The organism is Enterobacter cloacae complex sp. 2024EL-00711, from assembly GCF_047529885.1.
Lineage (GTDB): Bacteria > Pseudomonadota > Gammaproteobacteria > Enterobacterales > Enterobacteriaceae > Enterobacter > Enterobacter ludwigii.
This window is the reverse complement of sequence record NZ_JBLIZC010000003.1, coordinates 101,984-121,885: the sequence shown is the minus strand read 5'-3', so window position 1 is coordinate 121,885 and position 19,902 is coordinate 101,984. Positions and strand designations below refer to the sequence as shown.

The window sequence follows — 19,902 nt, the reverse complement described above, 5'->3', positions numbered from 1 at the left end:
GGAGAGCGCAATGAGCCAGATCCACGTCATAGCCCATACCCACTGGGATCAGGAGTGGTATTTCACCCGCCAGGACAGCATGGTGCTGGCGTCATACAACTTTGCGGAGGTCATCGAGACGCTGGAGCAGGACCCGGCCTGGCAGTGCTATCACCTTGACGGGCAGATGGCGGTGGTGGATGACTTTCTCGCCATCAATCCCGATTACCGGCCCCGGCTGGAAAAACTGGTCAGGGAGAAAAGCGTGTTTGTCGGGCCGTGGTTCACCCAGACGGATACCTACAACGTTCACGGCGAATCGATTATCCGCAATCTCAAATACGGCATCTTCGCCGCTCGGGCGCTGGGGCATGCCATGCAGGTCGGTTATCTGCCGGATACCTTTGGGCATAACGCGCAGATGCCCACGATTTTGCAGGGCTGCAATATCGATAATATCGTTTTCTGGCGCGGTGTCGACCACGACACTCAGGCCAAAAACAGCCAGTTTCTCTGGCGCGCGCCGTCAGGTGCAACCATCATCGCCTGTGCAATGGCGCTGGGGTATGGTGCGGCCAAGAACATGCGCGCGGAGGCCAGCCATCTGCACGGCAAGATCTACCCGATGGTGGATCTGCTGCGTTCACGGTCGCAGATTGACGACCTGCTCCTGCCCTGCGGCGGCGATCAGGTCAGCATCGACCCGGCGCTGCCGCATATCCTGCAGGCTGCCAGCGCGCACTCTCCCACGCAGGACCGTTACGTCCTCAGCTCGCTGGAGCAGTACGTCGCACTGCTGCGCACAAAACGGGAACAACTGGCGTTATGGGAAGGTGAGCTGAAATCGCCGCGCTACACCCGCATTCACAAAACGATCGGGTCTGTGCGTTACGATATCAAAAAGAAAAATGCCGACATCGAGCAGTTCATCCTGCGACAGCTGGAGCCCACCATCGCCATGGCGCGTCATCAGGGCATTCCGGTCACGCTCCCGGTCGTGGACACCCTCTGGAAGAAGCTTCTGCGAAGCCATGCCCACGACTCCATGGGTGGCTGCAACAGCGATGCCACAAACCGCGACATTCTTCATCGGCTCGAGCAGACAGAGCAGCTTTGTCACAGCCTGTGGAATCTGGTGGTGAAGTCACTGGCCGCCGCATGCTGTCAGGAGGGTGACCTGCTCATTTTCAACCCGCTGGCCACCCCGACCCGCTGCGTGATCCACACCACCCTGTACAGTCAGGCCGACAATATCACCCTGACGTATCAGGGCCAGCCGCTGCCCTTCGACGTTCTGGAACGCGAGACGTTACCTGGAGGAACGGCCATCTCCCTCACCTGTGAGGGCGAACGCGAAACACACCTTCCGCCTTATTTCCGCTGGCATGTTGTTCTGCAGACGCCTCTCCTGCCGCCGGTGGGCTATATCACCGTCAACCTAAAAGACACGCCGGCTCCGTTTGCCATGACCTGCGCCGCGAAAGGAGAGGCGATAGAGAATACGGTTTATCGACTGACGCTGGAGGCCGGTACGCTGGTGCTTGAAGACAAGCGCAGCGCCAGGCGCATCACGTCGTTATTCAGTCTTGAAGACTGCGCGGATGCCGGAGACAGCTATGATTTCTCGCCGCTCCCGGGCGATGAACCGACGCGCTGCGCGCATTTCACGCTGATCGACTGCAGCAAAACCCCTCTTTGCCAAACGATGGTGCTTGAGGCGGTCATGTCGCTGCCGCCGGATCTCGCTGGACGCCGGGAAAATACCCGCACGCCGTTATCAATGCGCATAGTGTGCGAATTACGTCACGACGATCCGAACCTGCATGTTGATAGCTCGCTGGTAAACAGCCACTGCGATCACCGGCTGCGTTTACTGATCAACAGCGATATTTGCACCCGTCACTCCCTCGCCTCGCAGCCGTTCTCGATAATCGAGCGCGAAACGGGGTACGACGAGACTCACTGGCAGGAGCGCTATCGCGAGAAGCCCGTGGATATCGAAACCAGCGAGGGCATTATCGCTATCGCGCAAGCGGGCAAAGCGCTGGTCGTGAATAGCCACGGCATGAAAGAGTTTCAGGTTATTGGACGCGATCCGGCAGTCATTGCCCTGACCTTATTCAAATCAACCGGCGTACTGGGGCGCAGCGATCTTGACTGGCGACCCGGCCGGGCGTCTGGCATTAACAATACGGTGGTCGACACGCCCGATGCGCAGCTGCTCAAACCGCTGCACTTTTCCTTCACCGTGGCGCTGGCCGACAACGCAGACCATCTGACGCTGCGCCAGCTGGAGAATCAGGCGACGGGTCACCCCTTCACCTATCAACGGCAAACGCTGCATACCCTCGATAACCGGCTTGAGCGTTTTTCGCTGCGCCTGCCCGAACGCACACTGCCGGCAGAATTTTCGTTATTCGCCTTACCGGAACCGCTCGTTCTTTCTGCCCTGCCCCATGCGCAACGATCGCCTGGCACGATCGCCCGCGTGTTCAACGCCGGGACGCAGCCTGTCCCTGTTCCGGCTGGCCTGGCAGAGCGTCCCCAGCTCAATTATCTGGAAGAACACGTGCCATCGGTGACGACGATCCCCCCTTCTGCGACCTGTGATTTTTTGATTGAGGCTTAACATGAACTTGCTTGAACTCACGCACCCCGAACTGGTGTTTATTAACCCACCCTGCCGCACGCCTGAAGCGCTGATCCGCTGGCTCTCCGAACCGCTTGTCGGGCGAAACGTCATCACCGATAAAGACGCCTTTATCCAGAGCGTCTTACACCGCGAAAGTGAAGGTCCCACCGCGCTGGGCGAAGCGCTGGCCGTTCCGCACGGTAAATCAGACGCTGTGCAGCAGGCGGCGTTTTGCCTGGCGCTTTTTGATGAGCCGGTTATCTGGCCGGGGCTGGAAGGCGATGAAGCGGTCAGGATGGTTTTTCTGCTCGCCATCCCACACGCCGAGGCCGGCAGTACGCATATGCAGCTGCTGACGACGCTGACCAGTTCGCTGGCGGAAGAGCGCGTGCGTAACGCGCTTCTGGCGGCGCGCACCGGCGAAGAAGCGCTGTCCGCGTTGCGCAGAGAAACGCCACAAAACGCGGACGCCGAACCCGGGCGCTCACTTGTTATCCCGCTGATACTCGGGAGTATTGCGGCGGCAGCCTTTCTCCAGGCCGGACTGAACTGGGCATGCGGGGTGAGTTAACCGACTGGCGCTCGGCACATGCTGCTGAGCGCTTGTTTTTGTTGAATAATTAATCAGAATTTTCCCTCTCGTCTTTACAAACGCTGGAGTGCCCGTCGTTTGTACTCTCGTCTTTTTACTTTGTTCTGAATCAAATAAATCGCAAACATGTTTGATGCAAATCACTATATGTAGCACTTAAAATGCACGCCGACCCAACATATTGTATTTATCGTCTACTATTCCAACAACAAGACGGCGACTCAGCTCTCCGGAATTGTGGATAACACGCGTTGGGAACGTGGGAAGTCTCTGGCCTGGCTGACAATACGCCCGGTGAACACTTCTCCACCTTTGTGGATAACCTGTTTTTAAAAATGGAGTGATCATGACACCGCATGTGATGAAACGTGATGGCTGTAAAGTGCCGTTTAAATCAGAGCGCATCCAGGAAGCCATTCTGCGTGCAGCTAAAGCAGCGGGTGTCGATGACGCAGATTACTGCGCCACCGTCGCAGAAGTCGTTAGCAGCCAGATGAACGAACGCAGCCAGGTCGATATCAATGAGATCCAGACCGCGGTTGAAAACCAACTGATGGCGGGCCCCTACAAGCAGTTAGCCCGCGCCTATATCGAATACCGCCACGATCGGGACGTTCAGCGTGAGAAACGCGGTCGTCTTAATCAGGAGATTCGTGGCCTGGTGGAGCAGACCAACTCCGCCCTGCTGAATGAAAATGCCAACAAAGACAGCAAAGTGATCCCCACCCAGCGCGACCTGCTGGCCGGCATTGTTGCCAAACACTATGCCCGTCAGCACCTGCTGCCGCGCGACGTGGTCTCGGCGCATGAGCGCGGTGAGATCCACTACCACGATCTCGATTACTCGCCCTTCTTCCCGATGTTCAACTGCATGCTCATCGACCTGAAAGGCATGCTGACCCACGGTTTTAAAATGGGTAATGCCGAGATTGAGCCGCCAAAATCCATCTCCACGGCCACTGCGGTCACGGCGCAGATTATCGCTCAGGTCGCCAGCCATATTTACGGCGGCACCACCATTAACCGCATTGATGAAGTACTGGCACCGTTCGTCACGGCAAGCTTCAATAAACACCGTCAAACCGCTGAAGAGTGGCAAATCCCGGACGCCGAGGGCTACGCGCACTCCCGTACCGAAAAAGAGTGCTACGACGCGTTCCAGTCGCTGGAATACGAGGTGAACACCCTGCATACCGCCAACGGTCAGACGCCGTTTGTGACCTTCGGTTTTGGTCTGGGTACCAGCTGGGAATCACGCCTGATTCAGCAATCTATCCTGCGCAACCGTATCTCCGGGCTTGGTAAAAACCGTAAGACAGCGGTGTTCCCGAAACTGGTGTTCGCTATCCGCGACGGCCTGAACCACAAGTTTGGCGATCCTAACTACGACATCAAACAGCTGGCGCTGGAGTGTGCGAGCAAGCGCATGTACCCGGACATCCTGAACTACGACCAGGTGGTCAAAGTGACCGGCTCGTTTAAAACGCCGATGGGCTGCCGCAGCTTCCTCGGCGTGTATGAAGACGAAAACGGCGAACAGGTTCACGACGGCCGTAATAACCTCGGTGTGATCAGCCTCAACCTGCCGCGTATCGCCCTCGAAGCCAAAGGCGACGAAGCGGCCTTCTGGGCGCTGCTGGACGAACGTCTGCAGCTCGCACGTAAGGCCCTCATGACCCGTATCGCGCGTCTGGAAGGGGTGAAAGCCCGCGTTGCGCCCATCCTGTATATGGAAGGAGCCTGCGGCGTGCGCCTGAAGGCGGACGATGACGTGTCGGAGATCTTCAAAAATGGTCGCGCGTCGATTTCTCTGGGCTACATCGGTATTCACGAAACGATCAACGCGCTGTTCGGCAACCAGCACATGTATGACAGCGACGCCCTGCGTGAAAAAGGTGTCGCCATTGTTCAGCGCCTGCGCGATGCGGTTGACCAGTGGAAAGACGAAACCGGCTACGGCTTCAGCCTGTACAGCACCCCGAGTGAAAACCTGTGTGACCGTTTCTGCCGCCTGGATACCGCTGAATTTGGCATTGTCGAAGGGGTAACCGACAAAGGGTACTACACCAACAGCTTCCACCTCGACGTGGAGAAGAAGGTGAACCCTTACGACAAGATCGACTTTGAAGCCGCGTATCCGCCCGTCGCGAACGGTGGCTTCATCTGCTACGGCGAGTATCCGAACATTCAGCACAACCTGAAGGCGCTGGAAGATGTCTGGGATTACAGCTATCAGCACGTGCCGTATTACGGGACCAACACCCCGATTGACGAGTGCTACGAGTGTGGCTTTACCGGTGAGTTTGAGTGCACCAGCAAAGGCTTCACCTGCCCGAAATGCGGTAACCACGATGCGGCTCGCGTCTCGGTGACCCGCCGCGTGTGTGGCTATCTCGGGAGTCCCGATGCGCGTCCGTTTAACGCCGGTAAGCAGGAAGAGGTTAAGCGACGCGTGAAACATTTGGGGAATGGGCAGATCGGTTAAGGCGTCGGGGGTTTCCCCTCACCTTACCCCTCTCCCTCCGGGAGAGGGAACCGAACGCGCACCTACGTTTCCCCCCTCTCCCGGTGGGAGAGGGCTGGGGTGAGGGCACCCGCGCACACACACTCTGGACATCTTCTTATGCGATATCATCAATACTATCCCGTCGACATCGTCAACGGCCCCGGCACCCGCTGCACTCTGTTTGTCTCAGGCTGCGTCCATGAATGCCCCGGCTGTTACAACAAAAGCACCTGGCGCGTAAATTCAGGCCTGCCGTTCACCGCGGAAATGGAACAGCGGATCATCAACGATCTCAACGACACGCGCATTCCCCGCCAGGGGATTTCACTCTCCGGTGGCGACCCGCTTCACCCGCAAAACGTGCCGGACATTCTGAAGCTGATAAAACGCATTCGCCGCGAATGTGCAGGAAAGGATATCTGGGTCTGGACGGGTTATAAGCTCGAAGAACTGAATGCTGAACAGAGGGAAGTGGTGGATTTGATTAACGTGCTGGTTGACGGCAAGTTTGTGCAGGATTTAAAAGACCCTGCGCTGATCTGGCGCGGCAGCAGCAACCAGGTTGTGCATCATTTGCGGTGATCGCTAAAGCCGTTTGTTTGCGTCATGAGAAACGGCTGATTTCTCTCTCTTACCGATAGCAATAACACATACCGTCACAACGTTGTCCTGAACCTGATAGACCAAACGAGAACCCTGGGATCTGAGTTTTATCTTGTAGCAATCAGGCAGGCCATGCAGGCGAGCCGATTCAACCCTGGGGTTCACCAACACGTTCGCAAGCTTCTTCTTAAACTGATTTTTTACGGTATCACCCAGCCTGGTCCACTCCTTGAACGCCCTCGGATCAAATACGGGTTCATAAGTCATCCAGCCTAACCTTAACTCCTTTTTGCGGATTAGCCAGCCGCTCCCGGACTGTCTGTATGAGTTCATCTTCACTGTCGCTAACAGTGACCGTTTTCACCGGCATACGCCCCGTCTCCGCAACGTACTGAAACAGTAACCGAACGGCTTCCGTTGGCGTGATATTGAGTTTTTCAAGCACGGCATAAGCCTCGTTTTTGAGTTTGTCATCCAGACGGACGTTCAGCGTGGCCATTATGCCTCCAGTGAAATCGAATATGTAATGCATTTTAGCATTACATTTGCATTACATCGAATTCTGGATAACGTCTCTCAAAACCGGCTCACACTCTCCATCGCCACCGCTTTAAACCCGGCGAAATCATTGCAACTGCACAGCCGTGACATGGCGCGCTCACGCAGGAAAGTCACGAAAATATCGTAAATCGCCATCGCCTCTTCGTACTCGCGCTTGCTGATGGCGAGCAGGAAAATCACGTGGGCGGTTTCATCCCCCCAGGCAATACCCTGCGGTGACAGCACGGTGTAAACCACCGTTTTTTGTGCCAGTAGCCCGAGGGAGTGCGGCAGCGCAATGCCGTCGCCCAGCATGGTGCTGACGATGGCCTCTCGCTCAACGACCGAATCCAGAAACTCCGCGCCAACAAACCCCTCTTCTTCGAGCTGCTCGCACAGCTCCCGGAACAGCGTTTGCTGGTCAATCGGCCTGTCAATAATGCGGAAATGGGCGGCATCGAAGTATTTATCCAGCATCCACGGGCGGGTTCGGTCCACCAGCACCAGCTTACCTATCTGCTCAAGCTGGTAGTCCGTCGGGAACGGGGCGATCATCACCACCGGTTTAGACTTTTCGCTCACGCGGGCGGTCGAGATAACAAAGTCTTCGCCGATCGGTTCCGCCAGCTCATACTCGCGCAGCGTGAGCGTGCGGGTCACCTCAATCTGCGGATATTTGCGCTGCAGCACCGCTTCAATCATCCGGACCATCGCATTCCCGGCATCGCAAACTAACAGCACGCGCGGCTGACGCTGGTAGCCGATGTTGTAGTGGCGCTCCAGCCCGACACCGATATGCAGCACCAGGAAACCGATCTCGTTTTCGCTGATCACATACGGCGTGTATTTCCCCCAGCTCGACACTGCCGCGAGGGTCATATCCCACGCCATCGGGTAGTGCTGCTTGATGTTATCCAGAAGCGGATTAGGGATCATGATTTGATAGCGCACGCGGGTGATCATGGTTTTGATGTGGGTGAGCAGATCCGCATGCAGTTGCTCGTCGCTGAGCAGGTTGTAGTTATAGTGGGTATTGATGTAGCGCAGGATGTAATTGACCAGCGCTTCGTCGTCATCGGCATTAATGGCACTGGGGGCAATCTCCTGGATCTGACGTGCCGCGATGTGAACGCAGAGCCAGCTCTCTTCTGAAGGCGAAAGCGCTTTATCCGCCAGCTGTTGAATGGTCACAGCGATGTCTTTCGCCGCCTCACGGACATTCTCGGCCACATCTTCTGCGTGAAATTCCGGCAGCGGATAGCCTTCGCTGATGCGACGCACCGACACCGCACAGTACAGGCGCAGGAACAGCTCGCCCTCGTCAGTCAGACGAATGTGATGCCGCGTCAGCGCATCGTGCAGCACGGGAACCATCTGCTCCGCCACCCCCGCATTGAGCGCAACGTCGGTCACCAGCGGGTTCAGGCTATCCTGCTGCGCCAGCTCCCAGAGCAGATCGGTGAGACAGGCGCGGGTCGCCATCTCGCTGCCAAACAGCTTCATGCCGTGGCGCGGTCGGGTTTCCAGCGTCAGGTTGTAGCGGTGGAACCACTCGCGCACTTCCACCATGTCACTTTGCAGCGTCGCACGGCTGACAAACCACTCATCCGCCAGATCCTCCAGCTTGAGCGAAAACGCGGAGGTAAGAAAACGGACCACCAGATAGTGCACGCGCTCCGGCCCGGTGCGCGGAATGCGCAGCGCGCGCGGGTGGGAGGACTGAAGCTGCTGATAGCGTTCTGCATCGTCAATTTTGAGCTGATAGCCATTGCCGCGGCTGAGAATAAACTGCGCGCCGTGGCTCGCCAGCAGCGCGTTCAGGGCAGTGATATCAGCGCGGACGGTTCGCGTGGAGACCGACAGCCGCTGCGCCAGTTCGTCCTGCGGCAGCGTCTCGTTTTGCAACAGATCGAAAAGTTGCGCTAAACGTTGGTTCGGAAATCGCACGGGGTTGTCCTCTTACGGCTTAGGGTGAAATGACCATCTGGGATGGGCTGCCGACCGGGGTATAGTCCGGCTCGGCGCTGAGTTTGCCGTCCTGCGCCACGCGAAAACGGGTAATGTTGTCGCTGCGCTGATTCATGACGTACAGCCAGCGCCCCTGTTTGTCGAGCGTCAGGGTGCGCGGGTAATCACCACGCGTCCACACATCGTCCTGATGCGTCAGCGTGCCATCCGCTGTTACGGTAAAGTGCCCGATGCTGTTATGCAAACGGTTAGCCACATACAGCTGTTTGCCATCGGCACTGAGCGCCAGCCCGGCGGCAAAGCTGGTGCCTTTATAGCCGTGTGGCAGGGCGGAGAGGGTTTTCCCCTCCTGCAGCCTGCCCCGGGCATCCAGCGTATAGTGCGTGAGCGTGGATGCCTCTTCGTTAATCAGCCATAACGCATCGCCTTTCGGCGTAAAGACGAAATGCCGCGGACCGGCCCCTTTCGAGGAGGCACTGATAAACGGCGGATCGTTCGGGGTCAGCTTGCCTGTTTGATCGTCAAAACGGTACTGGTAGATACGATCCAGACCCAGATCGGTAGAAAAAACGTATTTCCCGCGCGGATCGGCGGCGATCATGTGCGCATGGGGGCCATTGTGATCGCTAATGGCAAAACTGCCTTCCACCGCCGCCGCCGGTTTCGCCGCGCCCGGCTCTCCCCGATCCTGATGCGTGTCCGTGGCCTCCCCCAGACTGCCGTCTGCATTAACCGGCAGAACAGCAATCGAGCCGCTGACGTAGTTCGCCACCAGCAGGTGGTGACCCTTTGGCGTCAGGGAGAGATAGACCGGCCCCGCCCCGCCGGACGCCACCTGATTAAGCTCGCTCAGTTCGCCGTTATCGCCCACGCGCAGCGCCTGCACCACGCCCTGCTCCACTTCGCTCGCCAGATAGAGCGTCTTACCATCCTGCGAGACGGTGAGCTGCGCGGCGTTTGGCAGCGTGCTGACCAGCGTTTTATTCGCGAGCGCACCGGTTTGCGGGTCGAGGGTAAAGCGGTACAGCCCCTCGCCGTTCGGGTTGTAGCTTCCCACCCAGGCGTACTGCGTCTGGGCGATGGCGGTGGTAGCGAGTAACGAGAGTGAAGCGACAAGCAGGTTACGGGTGTGCATGGTGGCTCCTTTGGTTTTGTGCGGTTTGTGCCCCTCACCCTAACCCTCTCCCCAAAGGGGAGAGGGGACGATTACACCCTCTCCTCTTTGGGGAGAGGGCCGGGGTGAGGGGTAAAGACTACTTAGCCAGCTTCTTCGTCATCTCCAGCAGCGTACGCACATCTTCCGGACGCGTGTCGCCGCTGGCTTTGTCGATAATCGAGCTGTAGATATGCGGAATGATTTTACTCACGCCCGCATCAAGGGCGATCTGCAGGATCGCTTCATAGTTCTCCAGATCGATCCCACCGGTCGGCTCCAGCCAGAAATCGTGACGGGCGCAGGCTTCCGCCACTGCCTGGTATTCGTCCCGACACGCCAGGCCTCCCATCGGGAAGTATTTGATGGAACTGCCGCCAAAATCTTTCAGCAGGGCAATCGCGGTTTCAACCGGCACAATGCCGTCCGGCGCCGTGCTGCTCAACGGACCGGTGGAGATTTTCACCTTGCCAACGGTGCCGGTCGGAGAGACCAGGCCGTTGACCACGGATTCACTCTGCCCCAGCAGCGCACGGCTGGTTGCCACACCGGTGAACACCTGGTTAACGTGCTGCGGCTGCACCTGACGGGCGATCTCACTGACCATCGCGGACTGGTTCGGATCGCCCGCGCCGAGGCCCACAGAGAGCGCATTATCGATAAGCTGAGCGTAGTCGCGCATATCGGCAACCGCACTGGCGACATCCGGGTAATTTTTGGAGAGCACGCCCACCAGCACGTGGCCTTCCGCCGCCTCGTAAATGGCGCTGGCGTTGGCTTTCGATCCTGCCAGCACGTTCAGGCAGACGCGGTCACGGTAAAAGTTGGGGGTCAGTTTCATGCCTTTTTCTCCTGTCCTAACACTTCACTCATGCGGCGATAAACAATGTTCAGCTGATCGGCATTCACGCTGCGCACGTCCGCTTCGATAATCCCTTCGTTGGCCTTATAGCCACGGAAATAAATGGCATACTCGCCCTGCTTCAGCGCGGTCACCAGGTCGCCGGTGCCAACACCGGTGGTGGCTTCATCAAACTTAATCTCGGTACGGGCAATATCGCGACCGGCACTGTCCCAGACCACGCGTGCCGTCACGCCGTTAAGGGTATTAAGCGCGTCAATAAAGGGCGTCATCTTCGCCACCATCTCTTCGCCGCTCTCTTTGGTCGCCGTCAGGTAGTGTTCGATGGCACAGGTAAGGCCGAGGATCCCCTCCTTACCCACTTTCATTGCGCGGCCAATCCCCGCCGTCTGGCGTTTCACCCACTCAACATACTGCGTTTTGCCGATCACCAGCCCGCTGGTTGGCCCTTCAATCGCTTTCGCACCGCTGTAGATAACCAGATCGGCACCGGCGCGGTAGTAAACGTGAAGATCTTCTTCCGCGGCCGCATCCACGATCAGCGGCAGATCGTGCTTACGCGCCACCACCGCCGCCTGCTCTACGCTGAGCATGCTTTTCTGCACGCAGTGGTGAGACTTGATGTAAAGAATGGCCGCGGTACGCGGCGTGATGGCCGCCGCCAGCTGATCGGCGGAGCATTCGTTCGCGTAGCCCGCTTCCACCAGCTTGCCGCCGCCCAGCGCCACCATGGTGCCTACCGGTGCGCCAAAGTTAACGTTATGGCCTTTCGGCAGCACGATTTCGTTGTTCTCAATCGGGGTGACGTGCAGGTTCTCCAGCAGCCAGTCGCTGTCTTTGACCAGCACCGCCGCCACGGACTGGGCGATGCCCGCTGACGCGCAGGAGACCACCGTCGCCCCTTCCACATCCAGCAGCTTCGCGATGTATTCGCCGGTTTTGTTGACCAGATCCTTCATCTCGAAATAGTGATTCATGCCATCCATCGCCGCCTGCACCACGTCCGGGCGCGGCGTGGAGACACCCAGCGCCGTCATACGGCCTGAGGTGTTGATGACTTGCTTTAAGTGATACTTCTCATAAATCGAAGGCATGTTCCGTGCTCCCTTGTTCGGTCATGTAGCCCTTGCCTGCGCGGATGGCGGCAAGCGGCACCAGAATGTGTTCAGCCTGCAGGCTGTCATTTTCAGCATCCACCAGCAGCGTTGGCTGGCGTTTTATCGTGAACAGCGTCAGGTCAGCATCAAGACCTGGCTGAATACGGCCTTTGTGCGTCAGACGCAGCCCGTCGGCGGCGTTCGCGGTGACGCACTCAATCACCTGCGGCAGCGACATGCCGATGGCGAGAAACTTCGACATCACGCTTGCCAGCGACCCTACCGGGCCGTTAATGCGGTTGCGGCAGTAAATATCCGAGCTGATGGTGTGTGGCAGAATGCCCATCGCAATGGCGCATCTCGCCACCTCAAAGCTAAAGCTCGCCGTACCGTGTCCGACGTCCAGGCGCACACCGCGTTTCAGGGCGGAGGTGATGGACGCACGCAGTTCACCGGATGGCGTCAGAATGCGGTTCGGCTTGCCGTTGTAGCAGTGGGTGATGATGTCGCCTGAGCTGAGCAGGTCGGCAATTTCATCGAGGTTAGGCGGGTTGTTGCCGATGTGCACCATCAGCGGCAGGTCGCCGTTCTCTTTCTGGATGGCTTTCGCGCGCTCAAGCGGCGTTATGCCGTTTTCGCCAACCACGCTGCTGCTCATGCGCGCTTTCAGGCCAACGATAAAATCCGGGTAGCGCGTAACGGCCTGCTTCACGGCCTTCGCATCAATGTTGGCCATATTGGCCAGTTCGTTCTGGGCAATCAGCCCCACGCGGGAGATGTTCAGTAAGGCATAAACGTCGGTTGAGGCTTTACGGGTGATTTCATAAAAATCGTCCACGTCATCCGCGCCGGTACTGCCGGCATCCACCACCGAGGTCACGCCGGTGGCGATGCCCACGCTGTCCGGTTCGTCGTGATAAATAGGGGAGTTCGGGTAGCAGTGAACGTGGGAGTCAATCCAGCCTGCGCTGACGAACACTTCACCGTTCAACTCAACCGTTTTGCGGGCGGCCGCGGTAATGTCGCCCAGCGCCGCGATTTTTCCGTCCTGAATGGCGATATCGGTCAGGGTATCGTCGGTGAGGCGCGCACGGCGCAGGAGTAAATCAAACATGAGGATCTCCTGATAAGGCGGGCGCCGGGGCGCCCGCGGGCATTAAAGGGCGACCGGGAACAGCCAGCCCAGAATCATTGCACCGAGAATGGCACCACCGGTAATCGGCTTCTGCCAGATATAGAACAGCAGCGCACCCACCAGAGAGCCGACGCCAATAGGAATGGAGGCAGTCATGGCGCTGAGGATAATCAACGGCCCGAGGAAACGACCGGAGGCGTTACCGGCCCCCATCATCACGTCCGCCCCGTAGGTGGAGTTGCTCTGGTTGATGGTGAACTTACGCGCCAGGATGATGACGTAGCCAATTGCCAGGCCAATCACCAGGCCGGTGATCAGCGCGGCAATAAAGTTGGTCACCGGGAACATGATGCCCGCGCCCAGCAGCAGCGCCGGAACCCCGAGGCCCACCCCGGTCTGGATCGCCCCGCCGATATCAAGGATACCGACCAGCGACCCTTCGATAATACGGGCGAACAGGAAGCTCGCACCGAACGCCGCCACCGCGCCGTAAACGCCGGTATCCATCCCCGCTTTCAGCATCGCCACGAAGGCCACTTCGTTGAACGCGCCGATGCCGTAGAGGTAGTACATATGCGTCCCGGCGAAAACACCGGAAGAGAGCAGGCCAACGAAGATCGGGAACGACCAGTCGGCATACCAAAAACCTTTATTCTGTTCCATGTCGAGGCTCCTGTTATTTACCGCTGAGCGCGTTGTGAATCATGTCGAGCCAGTTCGGCACGGTCAGATGGAAGGATTCGATCATCTTCATGTCGAAGCCACGGAAGAAACCGCTCAGCACGAACAGCGCTACGATGGCCGCCATCATCACTTTGGTGACGTGGTTCCATCCGCTCTCTTCAACGCCCTTACCAATCAGGATACCCAGCACCAGACCCGGTACGGCGTTACCCATGATCAGCTGCGCCGCGCCGCCAAAAATGGTGGCCCAGAAGCCCGATTTTTTACCCGCATCGATGGCGGCCAGCCAGAAGATCACCGGCATCACGGTGTTGACCAGCAGGTTTGCCGCAGGCACCAGCACCTTCACGGCGGTTACCTGAAGCGCAGCCGGAACAGAAGAGGCGGTGAGGTTAAGGAAGGTGACGACAATCATGCCGATTACGCCGCAGGCAATCGCCATTTTGCGCGGATCGTGCAGCGTTTCGCCGACGTTACGGTTTTTAATCATCAGTGCTGCAGCACCCCAGTTCGGGATGATGCGGTGATCAACGTCTTGTGTGAATGCACCTGCGGCCACGGAAGAGGCCCAGGCGTTAAAGAAGAAGCCTAACCCAAAGGAGAAGTGAGAAGCCGGATCCCCTTCACAGGAGTTCAGTTCCCCCAACGTACGAAACGCGCCCATACCCTGAGTGGTAGGCGCATGAAACATGCGTGCAGCCCCGGCCCCCACACCGACGCCAACCAGGCCGCCAATGATGAGCGATTTTATTAATATAATTAAGAACATCAGTCTGCCCTTTTATGAATAATCAGCGTTGCGTGACGAAATCCACCTGGTCGAGATTGATGGCAGTCACGTTGACGGTCACATCCAGCTCCACGCTGTAGGTGCGTCTTTCCCGGCGCAGAAAGAAGAACAGAAAAGCTTCTTTACGCACCGCTTCTTGCGCCTGAACGACCTGCACATCCTGTGGCTCAATACGCAGTAAGATATGCGGTGAGGCTTTCATCACCGCGGCCTGAACGTGGTTGAGCGCATCAGCAAAGGCGCGCGCTTTAGCGTCGCCTTTGCCCTTCACTCTCACCGTGGTTGTGAACTGTTCTTTCATGCTTATGCGCCGTGTTTCTTCTGCCACGCCTGAACCAGACGCTCGCCCAGCTCTTCTTTATCCATAAAGCCAAAGCCCAGCACATTGCAGCCTTCATTGATGGCGGTGACACCTTCATCCACTGAACGCATGCCGTATTTGGCTTTGTAGCCATATTTGGTTTGTGCGGTGATGGCACCCGCGCCGCCGCTGCCGCAGAAGGAGATGCCGAAGGTGGCATTTTCCGCTTTCATCACGTCACCGAGCTTCATGTCTGCCGCCACACCCGGCACGACAACCGCGCGTCCACCGGCTTTTTCAACGCCTGCCGCCACTTTCTGACCTTTACCCAGGCGATCGCCAATCACGACTGTAATCTGTTCCATGTGTTGCTCCTTAAAGGTTGTCTTTCGCGACTTCGAAGTGAACGGAAAGCAGCCAGGCCTCTTCATCAGGAAGGTTGCCAAACTGCGCGACCACTTCACGGGCAAGCCGCATTGAATCGGGAGAAATTTCGTCGAACAGCTCGGCTTCAACCTCCGGCAGCGGCTCGCCGGTCACGGACCGGTGCGCCATCGCGCGAACGTGGGAGGTGAGCATCTGTTCCTGTACTGCGTTGGGGATGATGTTGTGCCGGGCCAGCAGGGCATACACCTGCGCCAGCATGGTGTTAGCGAGCTGCTCTGTTTGCACCGCCTGATCTCCAACGTCGTTCATTACCGCTCCGTTAATCACTCGTCTTACCCCGTTAATGGCTCTGGAATAAAACTAACGTTGGGGGGGAATTGTTTGTAGCGAGTTGTTTTCCACTTCGAAGTGGAAAGGCGAGCACCGGCAGTGATCTGTGCCACATAAATATGCTGAATATAGATAAATCACTGTATTTACGTGATGAATATCACGCTATCTGACGGCAATTAAGGGGGCGTGGGAGCGAAAAAGATTATGGGCCGGCGTGCAAATATGTGAGGTGGATAAGGTTTTCTTATGCCCGGAGAGCAAACATGCGGGGGCGATTAACCGCCCCCGCACGGGGAAAGCGCGTACCGGGAATTAACGATACTTTTTGTGATAGGTATTACGCGTGGTCACAAACTGGTCAGCTGCCGCCTGGGCTTCCTTCACTTTGCCTTCGTTGGCAAGCTTCAGTGCACCGTCAATCTGACCGACCAGCACGTCAAAGCCGTGGCGGTAGTCTTTCATCTCAGCGCTGTCTGCCGCTTTATTTTCCAGCTTTGGCGGCGTGGATTTCTGCGCGTCCAGTGCCGCTTCACGCATTTTGGTCAATGCGCCTTTCATTTCCGCCGCATTGTCCGTTTTCTGCACCACCTTCAGGTTTTCACTGAGGATGCCCATGTCGTCTTCAAGATCGGCAGCAAACGCAGAAGAACCAAGAACCAGCGTTGACGCTGCGACGATCGCTAACAGGTGTTTACGCATTGCTCACTTCCTTTTTTATTATTAAAACGCCTTTACGGGTATTACTGCCCGGCGATTTTCATCTCCGGTAAGAGGACTGAACCACACTGTATATTGCTACGTGTTTCAATATCGTTACCGACAGTAACAATATTGCGCCACATGTCTTTCAGGTTGCCGGCGATGGTAATTTCGCTAACCGGATACTGAATTTCACCGTTCTCAACCCAGAAGCCCGCCGCGCCGCGCGAATAATCGCCGGTAATGCCGCTTACGCCCTGGCCCATTAACTCGGTGACGACCAGACCGGTACCCATCTCTTTAAGCATCTGCTCAAAGCTCAGGCCCTGACCCGCGATTCGCCAGTTGTGAATGCCGCCCGCGTGACCGGTGCTTTTCAGACCCAGCTTGCGCGCAGAGTAGTTGGTCAGCAGCCACTGCGTCAGAATGCCGTCTTTGATGATATCGCGGCGCTCGGTGCGCACACCTTCGCTGTCGAACGGCGTCGAGGCCAGCCCTTTCAGCAGGTGCGGATGCTCTTCAATGGTCAGCCATTCCGGCAGGATCTGCTTGCCCAGCGAGTCGAGCAGGAACGTCGATTTACGGTAAACGGAGCCCCCGGCAATCGCCCCCACCAGGTGGCCAAACAGGCCGGTCGCCACTTCATTGGCAAAAATGACCGGGGCTTTCATGGTGGAGAGTTTACGTGGCGACAGACGGGACAGCGTGCGCTGCGCGCATTCTGCGCCAACCCACTCAGGAGACTGCAAATCGCCCAGCGCGCGACCGATGGTGTAGGCGTAATCACGCTCCATATCCCCATTCTCTTCAGCGATAACGCAGCTGGAGAGCGAATGGCGCGTTGAGCAGTAGCCCTGCAGCATCCCGTGGCTGTTACCAAACACTTTGATACCGTAGTGGCTGTTAAAACTTCCACCTTCGGTATTGGTGATGCGTTTATCGGCCTTCAGAGACGCCTGCTCGGCACGGGCAGCCAGTTCGATTGCTTCGTCCGGCGTCACTTCCGCCGGGTGGAAAAGATCGAGATCCGGGGCATCGAATGCCAGCAGCTCTTTGTCGGCAACGCCGGCGTAAGGATCGGGCGAGGTGTAACGCGCAATATCCAGCGCAGCCTGCACCGTACGGGCAATGGCATCCGGGCTGAGATCGGTCGATGACGCGCTGCCTTTGCGATTCTGGTGATAAACCGTGATCCCCAGGGCGCCATCGCTGTTGAATTCTACATTTTCCACTTCGCCGTAGCGGGTGCTGACGCTGATGCCGGTGGTTTTGCTTACCGCCACTTCGGCGCCATCTGATTTACCTGAAGCGAGCGTCAGCGCGGTGGAGACGGCTTCTTCCAGAATCTTACGCTGCGCTTCAACTTGTGAGGTTACTTTCATCGCAAATGCCATACTGTAAGAGAGAGTTAATTGAAGTCTAACAGAGAACCGTTTTTCAGTGCGCGTCTTAACTGGTAACATTAGCCTCTTTTTTTAAGGAGCCTGACATGACTAAGCAGCCCGAAGACTGGCTCGACGACGTTCCCGGTGATGACATCGAAGACGAAGATGATGAGATCATCTGGGTCAGTAAAAGTGAAATTAAACGTGACGCCGAAGAGTTAAAACAGCTTGGCGCGGAAATGGTAGAACTGGGTAAAAACGCGCTGGATAAACTCCCGCTCGACCAGGATCTGCGCGATGCCATTGAACTGGCACAGAAAATCAAGAAAGAAGGCCGTCGCCGTCAGCTTCAGCTTATCGGTAAAATGCTGCGTCAGCGTGACGTTGAACCGATCCGCCAGGCGCTGGACAAACTGAAAAACCGCCACAACCAGCAGGTTGCGCTGTTCCATAAGCTTGAGCAGATCCGCGATCGTCTGATTGAACAAGGTGATGATGCGGTACCGGAAGTACTGAACCTGTGGCCGGATGCCGATCGCCAGCAGCTGCGTTCGTTTATCCGCAATGCCCAGAAAGAGAAAGAGGCGAACAAGCCGCCGAAGTCTGCACGCCTGATTTTCCAGTATCTGCGTGAGCTGTCTGAAAACGAAGAGTAAGCACAGCATCGTTGAGTGTCCTCAACCCCGCCCCTCTCCCTGTGGGCGAGGGAGAAAAAGCCCGGTAAGCGTGAGCGCTACCGGGCTTTTTTTTTACTCGGCGACCGCCTGCGCTTTCTTCGCCAGACCGTCCAGCAGCTTCTGATGGATCCCACCAAAACCGCCGTTGCTCATCACCAGAATGTGATCGCCAGGCTGTGCGGATTTCACCACCATATCCGCCAGCGCATCCACATCCGCACTCCAGTGCGCAGGCTGAATGCAGGCATCGGCCACTTCGGCCACCTGCCACGGAATATGCTGCGGCTGCAGCAGGAAGACTTCATCGGCACGCCCTAAGGATGGCGCAAGATCGTCTTTGCAGATGCCCATTTTCATGGTGTTCGAACGCGGTTCCAGCACGGCCAGAATGCGAGCGGTCCCGCCGACTTTGCCGCGTAAGGCCGCAAGCGTCGCCAGAATGGCGGTCGGGTGATGCGCAAAATCGTCATACACCGTGACGCCGTGGGCTTCACCGCGCAGCTCCAGACGACGGCGGGCGTTAATGAACGAGCCTAACGCATCCGCCGCATCCGCAGGCTGAACGCCCACATGACGTGCCGCGGCAATCGCCATCAGGCCGTTGTGCATGTTGTGCTCGCCCACCAGGCCCCACTTCACCTCACCCACTTTCTCACCGTCGAGCAGCACTTCCCACTCGGAGGCATCCGCGTTGAGTTTTTTCGCCTGCCAGTGTCCCTGCTCGCCCACCAGCTCCTGCTCGCTCCAGCATCCCATCGCCAGGGTTTGCTTCAGGTTGATGTCGTTTTCCGGCAGGATGATGCGGCCCTGACCCGGAACGATGCGCACCAGATGGTGGAACTGTTTCTGAATCGCTTTCAGGTCGTCAAAAATATCCGCGTGATCGAACTCAAGGTTATTGAGGATCAGCGTCCGCGGGCAGTAGTGCACAAACTTGGAGCGCTTGTCGAAGAACGCGCAGTCATACTCGTCGGCTTCGATCACGAAGAACGGGCTGTCACCCAGACGCGCAGAAACATCGAAATTACCCGGTACACCCCCGATTACAAAACCTGGCTTATAACCACAGGCTTCGAGGATCCAGGTCGCCATTCCGGCTGTCGTGGTTTTGCCATGCGTTCCGGCTACGGCAACGACCCAACGGTCGCGCAGCACGAAATCATGCAGCCACTGCGGGCCAGACATGAACGGAATGTTGCGTTCCAGAACCGCCTCAACGCACGGATTACCGCGGGTCATGGCGTTGCCAATGATCACCAGATCCGGCTCAGGATCCAGCTGGCTGGCATCGTATCCCTGAATCAGAGAGATGCCCTGTTTCTCCAGAAGCGTGCTCATCGGCGGATACACATTGGCGTCCGAACCTGTCACTTCATGGCCCAGAGAGCGCGCCAGCATTGCCAGTCCGCCCATGAAAGTGCCACAAATCCCCAATATATGAATGCGCATACGTCACTATCCTTCTTCAATGTGGCGCACATTTTACTCACATGTCAGCGACAGCGAAACGCATTTCAGGTAAATCCGTATATTGCTGGCGCGATTCACCTCTGCGCTAATATTTGAATGTTTGTTAAGA

At 57.3% G+C, this 19,902-nt stretch carries 20 protein-coding genes; 5 read left to right on the top strand and 15 right to left on the bottom strand.

Features of this window, described 5'->3' with window-relative positions:
* Nucleotides 1–10 precede the first annotated feature (10 nt).
* The 4 genes from ACMVME_RS10565 (at nt 11) to nrdG (ending at nt 6,291) form a co-directional block, all read left to right on the top strand.
* Complete coding sequence (locus ACMVME_RS10565; protein ID WP_068795277.1) at nt 11–2,608, top strand: glycoside hydrolase family 38 C-terminal domain-containing protein; 2,598 nt, start codon at nt 11–13, stop codon at nt 2,606–2,608.
* A 1-nt stretch (nt 2,609) separates the two neighbouring features.
* Nucleotides 2,610–3,182: a PTS sugar transporter subunit IIA gene (locus ACMVME_RS10560; RefSeq protein WP_032679517.1), complete on the top strand. Its 573-nt coding sequence runs from the start codon at nt 2,610–2,612 to the stop codon at nt 3,180–3,182.
* Nucleotides 3,183–3,549: 367 nt separating this feature from the next.
* Nucleotides 3,550–5,688 (top strand): anaerobic ribonucleoside-triphosphate reductase, encoded by a 2,139-nt coding sequence (gene nrdD, locus ACMVME_RS10555; protein WP_020885401.1) that lies wholly within the window; start codon nt 3,550–3,552, stop codon nt 5,686–5,688.
* A gap of 138 nt (nt 5,689–5,826) precedes the next feature.
* Nucleotides 5,827–6,291, top strand: a complete 465-nt coding sequence (nrdG, locus tag ACMVME_RS10550) for an anaerobic ribonucleoside-triphosphate reductase-activating protein (RefSeq protein WP_044868800.1) — start codon at nt 5,827–5,829, stop codon at nt 6,289–6,291.
* Nucleotides 6,292–6,294: 3 nt separating this feature from the next.
* Here nrdG and ACMVME_RS10545 read toward each other — a convergent pair whose 3' ends face one another.
* From ACMVME_RS10545 to pmbA, 14 genes are all read right to left on the bottom strand, one after another.
* Entirely contained in the window at nt 6,295–6,579 is a 285-nt protein-coding gene (locus tag ACMVME_RS10545; RefSeq protein ID WP_044868799.1) for a type II toxin-antitoxin system RelE family toxin, read from the bottom strand.
* Entirely contained in the window at nt 6,569–6,811 is a 243-nt protein-coding gene (locus ACMVME_RS10540) for a type II toxin-antitoxin system RelB/DinJ family antitoxin (RefSeq protein ID WP_047743215.1), read from the bottom strand. The genes ACMVME_RS10545 and ACMVME_RS10540 overlap by 11 nt, the downstream gene beginning before the upstream one ends.
* 77 nt (nt 6,812–6,888) lie before the next feature.
* A complete protein-coding gene (locus tag ACMVME_RS10535) occupies nt 6,889–8,799 on the bottom strand; it encodes a BglG family transcription antiterminator (RefSeq protein WP_020885405.1) in 1,911 nt (636 codons plus the stop codon).
* Nucleotides 8,800–8,818: 19 nt separating this feature from the next.
* Nucleotides 8,819–9,955 (bottom strand): lactonase family protein, encoded by a 1,137-nt coding sequence (locus ACMVME_RS10530; protein WP_068795278.1) that lies wholly within the window; start codon nt 9,953–9,955, stop codon nt 8,819–8,821.
* Nucleotides 9,956–10,073: 118 nt separating this feature from the next.
* Nucleotides 10,074–10,814 (bottom strand): 2-dehydro-3-deoxy-phosphogluconate aldolase, encoded by a 741-nt coding sequence (gene dagF / locus ACMVME_RS10525; protein ID WP_014168382.1) that lies wholly within the window; start codon nt 10,812–10,814, stop codon nt 10,074–10,076.
* Nucleotides 10,811–11,929 (bottom strand): DgaE family pyridoxal phosphate-dependent ammonia lyase, encoded by a 1,119-nt coding sequence (locus ACMVME_RS10520; RefSeq protein WP_049023696.1) that lies wholly within the window; start codon nt 11,927–11,929, stop codon nt 10,811–10,813. The genes dagF and ACMVME_RS10520 overlap by 4 nt, the downstream gene beginning before the upstream one ends.
* Nucleotides 11,913–13,046 carry an amidohydrolase/deacetylase family metallohydrolase gene (locus tag ACMVME_RS10515; RefSeq protein WP_068795279.1) on the bottom strand — a complete coding sequence of 378 codons (1,134 nt, stop codon included), beginning with the start codon at nt 13,044–13,046 and terminating at the stop codon, nt 11,913–11,915. Before ACMVME_RS10515 ends, ACMVME_RS10520 begins: the two co-directional genes overlap by 17 nt.
* Nucleotides 13,047–13,088: 42 nt before the next feature.
* A complete protein-coding gene (locus ACMVME_RS10510) occupies nt 13,089–13,730 on the bottom strand; it encodes a DUF4310 family protein (protein ID WP_014882285.1) in 642 nt (213 codons plus the stop codon).
* 13 nt (nt 13,731–13,743) lie between these two features.
* A complete protein-coding gene (locus tag ACMVME_RS10505) occupies nt 13,744–14,520 on the bottom strand; it encodes a DUF4311 domain-containing protein (RefSeq protein WP_014168378.1) in 777 nt (258 codons plus the stop codon).
* A 22-nt stretch (nt 14,521–14,542) separates the two neighbouring features.
* Nucleotides 14,543–14,842 carry a DUF4312 family protein gene (locus ACMVME_RS10500; RefSeq protein WP_006810338.1) on the bottom strand — a complete coding sequence of 100 codons (300 nt, stop codon included), beginning with the start codon at nt 14,840–14,842 and terminating at the stop codon, nt 14,543–14,545.
* 2 nt (nt 14,843–14,844) lie between these two features.
* On the bottom strand, nt 14,845–15,207 hold the full coding sequence (locus ACMVME_RS10495) for an SFCGS family glycine-rich protein (protein WP_003830384.1): 363 nt from the start codon (nt 15,205–15,207) through the stop codon (nt 14,845–14,847).
* Nucleotides 15,208–15,217: 10 nt separating this feature from the next.
* Nucleotides 15,218–15,556 (bottom strand): glycine dehydrogenase, encoded by a 339-nt coding sequence (locus ACMVME_RS10490; protein ID WP_014168376.1) that lies wholly within the window; start codon nt 15,554–15,556, stop codon nt 15,218–15,220.
* 318 nt (nt 15,557–15,874) lie between these two features.
* Entirely contained in the window at nt 15,875–16,261 is a 387-nt protein-coding gene (gene cybC / locus ACMVME_RS10485) for a cytochrome b562 (protein ID WP_014168375.1), read from the bottom strand.
* A gap of 41 nt (nt 16,262–16,302) precedes the next feature.
* Nucleotides 16,303–17,655, bottom strand: a complete 1,353-nt coding sequence (gene pmbA, locus ACMVME_RS10480) for a metalloprotease PmbA (RefSeq protein WP_020882904.1) — start codon at nt 17,653–17,655, stop codon at nt 16,303–16,305.
* Between the two features lie 95 nt (nt 17,656–17,750).
* Here pmbA and yjgA point away from each other — a divergent pair, with 95 nt between their 5' ends.
* A complete protein-coding gene (gene yjgA, locus ACMVME_RS10475) occupies nt 17,751–18,302 on the top strand; it encodes a ribosome biogenesis factor YjgA (RefSeq protein WP_414743425.1) in 552 nt (183 codons plus the stop codon).
* A 93-nt stretch (nt 18,303–18,395) separates the two neighbouring features.
* Here yjgA and mpl read toward each other — a convergent pair whose 3' ends face one another.
* On the bottom strand, nt 18,396–19,772 hold the full coding sequence (mpl, locus tag ACMVME_RS10470; RefSeq protein ID WP_032681850.1) for a UDP-N-acetylmuramate:L-alanyl-gamma-D-glutamyl-meso-diaminopimelate ligase: 1,377 nt from the start codon (nt 19,770–19,772) through the stop codon (nt 18,396–18,398).
* Between the last annotated feature and the right edge of the window lie 130 nt (nt 19,773–19,902).

What these genes read in the sequence shown, in the direction of transcription:
- ACMVME_RS10565 (WP_068795277.1), top strand. Translation starts at nt 11, where the DNA reads ATGAGCCAGATCCACGTCATAGCCCATACCCACTGGGATCAGGAGTGG.
- ACMVME_RS10560 (WP_032679517.1), top strand. Translation starts at nt 2,610, where the DNA reads ATGAACTTGCTTGAACTCACGCACCCCGAACTGGTGTTTATTAACCCA.
- nrdD (WP_020885401.1), top strand. Translation starts at nt 3,550, where the DNA reads ATGACACCGCATGTGATGAAACGTGATGGCTGTAAAGTGCCGTTTAAA.
- nrdG (WP_044868800.1), top strand. Translation starts at nt 5,827, where the DNA reads ATGCGATATCATCAATACTATCCCGTCGACATCGTCAACGGCCCCGGC.
- ACMVME_RS10545 (WP_044868799.1), bottom strand. Translation starts at nt 6,579, where the DNA reads ATGACTTATGAACCCGTATTTGATCCGAGGGCGTTCAAGGAGTGGACC.
- ACMVME_RS10540 (WP_047743215.1), bottom strand. Translation starts at nt 6,811, where the DNA reads ATGGCCACGCTGAACGTCCGTCTGGATGACAAACTCAAAAACGAGGCT.
- ACMVME_RS10530 (WP_068795278.1), bottom strand. Translation starts at nt 9,955, where the DNA reads ATGCACACCCGTAACCTGCTTGTCGCTTCACTCTCGTTACTCGCTACC.
- dagF (WP_014168382.1), bottom strand. Translation starts at nt 10,814, where the DNA reads ATGAAACTGACCCCCAACTTTTACCGTGACCGCGTCTGCCTGAACGTG.
- ACMVME_RS10520 (WP_049023696.1), bottom strand. Translation starts at nt 11,929, where the DNA reads ATGCCTTCGATTTATGAGAAGTATCACTTAAAGCAAGTCATCAACACC.
- ACMVME_RS10515 (WP_068795279.1), bottom strand. Translation starts at nt 13,046, where the DNA reads ATGTTTGATTTACTCCTGCGCCGTGCGCGCCTCACCGACGATACCCTG.
- ACMVME_RS10510 (WP_014882285.1), bottom strand. Translation starts at nt 13,730, where the DNA reads ATGGAACAGAATAAAGGTTTTTGGTATGCCGACTGGTCGTTCCCGATC.
- ACMVME_RS10505 (WP_014168378.1), bottom strand. Translation starts at nt 14,520, where the DNA reads ATGTTCTTAATTATATTAATAAAATCGCTCATCATTGGCGGCCTGGTT.
- ACMVME_RS10500 (WP_006810338.1), bottom strand. Translation starts at nt 14,842, where the DNA reads ATGAAAGAACAGTTCACAACCACGGTGAGAGTGAAGGGCAAAGGCGAC.
- ACMVME_RS10495 (WP_003830384.1), bottom strand. Translation starts at nt 15,207, where the DNA reads ATGGAACAGATTACAGTCGTGATTGGCGATCGCCTGGGTAAAGGTCAG.
- cybC (WP_014168375.1), bottom strand. Translation starts at nt 16,261, where the DNA reads ATGCGTAAACACCTGTTAGCGATCGTCGCAGCGTCAACGCTGGTTCTT.
- pmbA (WP_020882904.1), bottom strand. Translation starts at nt 17,655, where the DNA reads ATGGCATTTGCGATGAAAGTAACCTCACAAGTTGAAGCGCAGCGTAAG.
- yjgA (WP_414743425.1), top strand. Translation starts at nt 17,751, where the DNA reads ATGACTAAGCAGCCCGAAGACTGGCTCGACGACGTTCCCGGTGATGAC.
- mpl (WP_032681850.1), bottom strand. Translation starts at nt 19,772, where the DNA reads ATGCGCATTCATATATTGGGGATTTGTGGCACTTTCATGGGCGGACTG.